The 2049-nt window shown below is 76.1% G+C and carries 2 protein-coding genes; both read left to right on the forward strand.

Annotated elements, in window-relative coordinates; genetic code table 11:
* Positions 1 to 875, forward strand: an 875-nt coding sequence (locus AC0CYZ_RS17375) for a polyprenyl synthetase family protein (protein WP_472217553.1), incomplete at its 5' end; no start/stop codon positions are given.
* Positions 876 to 913: 38 nt separating this feature from the next.
* On the forward strand, positions 914 to 2049 hold a 1136-nt coding region (crtI, locus tag AC0CYZ_RS17380; RefSeq protein WP_472217555.1), incomplete at its 3' end, for a phytoene desaturase family protein.

Below are 2049 nucleotides of genomic sequence, written 5' to 3' on the forward strand. Positions count from 1 at the left end.
CCCCCGACGCCCCGCACCCGGGCGTCGTCCTGCACGCGGTGGCCGCCCTGGAACTGATCCAGGCCTGCGCCCTCGTGCACGACGACCTCATCGACGACTCGCTGCTGCGCCGGGGCAAGCCCACGGTCCACGCGCTGTGGACGGCCCGGCACCGCGAGCGGGGCTGGATCGGCTCGTCCGAGCGCCTCGGCGCCGCCGTCGCGGTCCTCGTGGGCGACGTGGCGCTGGCCTGGGCCGACGACATGCTCCGCGCCGCGGGCCTCGACCCGGTCGCCCTGGCGCGGGCGACCCCGGTGTGGGAGTCCATGCGCACCGAGCTGCTCGCCGGGCAGTTCCTCGACGTCGTCGGGCACGCCACCGACCTCTCGACGCCCGAGGGCGTGCTGCGCATCAGCCGGTACAAGACCGCGGCCTACACGATCGAGCGCCCGCTGCACCTCGGCGCCGCGCTCGCGGGCGCGGACGACGACGTCGTGGCCGCCTACCGGGGCTTCGGCACCGACCTCGGCATCGCCTTCCAGCTGCGCGACGACCTGCTCGGCGTCTTCGGGGATCCGGCGGTCACCGGGAAGCCCGCGGGCGACGACCTGCGCGAGGGCAAGCGGACCCTGCTCGTCGCCCTGGCCCGCCAGCACCCCGCCGGGGCCGCCACCGCCGCCGTCGAGCACGCCCTCGGCAAGCCGGACCTCACCCCGGAGGACGTCGGGGCCGCACGCGACGCCCTGACCGACCTCGGGGTCGTCGCCGAGGTGGAGGAGCGCATCACCGCGCTGACCACCTCGGCCCTCGACGCCCTGGGCGGGGTCGACCTCGACCCGGACGCCCGCGAGCGGCTCGTCGCGCTCGCCACCGCCGCCGTCCAGCGCACGCGCTGATGTCCGCGCCGATCCGTCGGCGCACGAGGAGTTCCTCCATGTCGCCACGCCGCACCGTCGGACCGTCACGCCGCGTGGTCGTGGTCGGGGCCGGGCTCGCGGGCCTGACCGCCGCACTGCACCTGCGCGGCGCCGGCTGCGAGGTCACCGTCGTCGAGCGCGAGCCGTTCGCCGGGGGGCGCGCGGGACGCCTCGACCTCGAGGGCTTCCGCTTCGACACCGGCCCGACCGTGCTCACGATGCCCGACCTGCTCGAGGCGCCCCTGTCCGCCGTCGGGGAGAAGCTCGGCGACCGGCTCGACCTGGTCCGCCTCGACCCCGCCTACCACGCCCGCTTCGCCGACGGGTCCGCGATCGACGTGCACACCGACGCCGACGCGATGGAGCAGGAGGTCCGGGAGAAGGTCTCGGCGGCCGACGCGGCCGGGTACCGGCGGTTGCGCGAGTGGCTCGGCGAGCTCTACCGCGTGCAGATGGCGACGTTCATCGACGCCAACTTCGACTCCCCGCTCGACGTCCTCTCCCCCGACCTGGCCCGTCTCGGCGTCCTCGGCGGCTTCGGGCGCCTCGGCCCGCGCATCGCGAGGTTCATCGACGACGAGCGCCTGCGCCGCATCTTCTCCTTCCAGGCGCTCTACGCCGGGGTCCCGCCGGCCAAGGCCCTCGCGGCCTACGCCGTGATCGCCTACATGGACACGATCGCGGGCGTCTACTTCCCGCGGGGTCGCGACGGGGCGCCCGGCGGGGTCCGCGCGCTGCCGCAGGCCTACGCCGACGCGGCCGTCGACGCGGGGGTCGAGCTGCGGCTCGGGACCGAGGTCACCGAGCTGGAGCGGGCCGGCGACCGGGTCACCGCGGTCGTGACCGACCAGGGTCGACTCCCCGCCGACGCCGTCGTGCTCACCCCGGACCTGCCCGTCGTGCACCGCCTGCTCGGGCGGGCGCCGCGGCGCGGGCGGCCGCTGCGCTGGTCGCCCTCGGCCTTCGTGGTGCACCTGGGCCTGGACCGCCCGCAGCCCGACCTCGGCCACCACACGATCTCGTTCGGCTCGGCCTGGGCGTCCACCTTCGACGAGATCATCACCGACGGCCGGCTCATGTCCGACCCGTCGCTGCTGGTCACCAGGCCCACCGCCACCGACCGGTCGCTGGCGCCGCAGGGGCGCGACCTGCT

It is taken from the genome of Actinomycetospora sp., assembly GCF_055612215.1.